2 protein-coding genes are annotated in these 1,361 nt (G+C 37.8%); both read left to right on the top strand.

The annotated features are described in order from the left end of the window. The first annotated feature begins 46 nt into the window (after positions 1-46). The gene (locus tag DW657_RS17325) at positions 47-730 is read left to right on the top strand and encodes a RadC family protein (protein ID WP_233547217.1); all 684 of its coding nucleotides are present in this window, start codon (positions 47-49) and stop codon (positions 728-730) included. Between the two features lie 99 nt (positions 731-829). Beyond that, a complete protein-coding gene (locus DW657_RS17330) occupies positions 830-1,075 on the top strand; it encodes a hypothetical protein (RefSeq protein ID WP_117588232.1) in 246 nt (81 codons plus the stop codon). The last annotated feature ends 286 nt before the right edge of the window (positions 1,076-1,361 follow it).

A 1,361-nucleotide genomic window follows, 5' to 3' on the forward strand; every position in this document is an offset into this window, starting at 1 on the left:
ATCCAAAGTATAATTTTTAAAGTTGAACCCTATAAAAGTGAACGCAATGGAACATAATTTTAGTGATTTCTGTATGGAGGAGCATCCGCAGGTTAGAGCCTACAATAATGGCTTCGAAAGTTTGACAGTAGTAGAGTTAATTGCTATGATTATTGGTACTGGTACCAAGCGCAATGTTGAACAAGCTCGTCAGATTTACAACGTGATGGGACAAAGTTTGAGAAACATCGCCAAGGCAAGACCAGAAGAACTTCAGGTAGTACAAGGGATAGGAGACAACAAGGCTATGGCTCTTCAAGCTGCTATGGAATTGGCAAAGCGTTTCCATTTGGAGAAAATGGGTGAAAGACCAGACTTGAGTAGTAGCCTTGCTATCTACAACTTTCTTCATCCTATTATCGGCAACTTAGACCATGAACAGGCACACTTGTTGTTGATGAATCAAAACTTCAAGTTGATTAAGGATGTGAAGATAAGTGAGGGTGGTTTGACTGAAACTGCTGTGGATATTCGAATGATAATCCGAGAAGCAACGCTCAATAATGCAACGATTATAGCTTTCGCTCATAATCATCCTAGCAATTGCCCTACTCCAAGCAAGGCAGATGACTTTTTGACACAACAAATAGCTAAGGCTTGCGAGTTGATGAGATTGTTCTTCATGGACCATGTTATCATCGCCGACGGAACGTATTATTCTTATCATGATAAGGGAAAACTTGATAATTGAGATAGGGAGGGTAAAATCCTCCCTATTAGTAAAGAAATGTTTGAAATAACTTGCAAGTTACGAAAAAGTTTCGTAACTTTGCCATCAAATTAAAGTAAAATGACAACAAGAGAAGATAGAGACAAAGCAAAGTCTGCAAGGGAAATGCTGAGCAAGTATTTCTTTAGCCTAAGTATAGCAACTTATACGGGTGCAGTTATGGGTACATTGGCATCAATGTTAGGTTTGTTGAAGGGCACAGATTTGGATTCGGGTGTGATAGGAACTGTGGCAATATTTGTTATTGGCTCGATTTTGACGGTGATATTTGCTTTCGTTGGAAATAAGATTATTAAAGGTAAATAAAAATATTACAATTATGATGTTAGCATTATGTTTTGCATGGTTTACACTCTTGGCTGGTGCATTCCTTATTTGGCTATATACCCCAAAGGGAAAAAAATGGTTACAGGAACTTTAAACGTTTTCTTGGAATATTAGTCATATGGAAGGATTTGCATTGGTAATGTGTATAGGTGCCGTAATTGGCATAAGTCTCGCAATTTGGTCTAATACCAAATCTGGACAAAGATGGATAGATAATTTGTAAAAGTTTGAAAAAATATAGAGGTGGCAAGTTGCATTGCTGCCT

It is taken from the genome of Prevotella sp. AM23-5, assembly GCF_003473645.1.
In the GTDB taxonomy this organism is placed as follows: Bacteria; Bacteroidota; Bacteroidia; order Bacteroidales; family Bacteroidaceae; genus Prevotella; species Prevotella copri_A.

Bases quoted from the DNA above. Each gene is read 5' to 3' on its own strand.
- DW657_RS17325 (WP_233547217.1), top strand. From the start codon at position 47: ATGGAACATAATTTTAGTGATTTCTGTATGGAGGAGCATCCGCAGGTT.
- DW657_RS17330 (WP_117588232.1), top strand. From the start codon at position 830: ATGACAACAAGAGAAGATAGAGACAAAGCAAAGTCTGCAAGGGAAATG.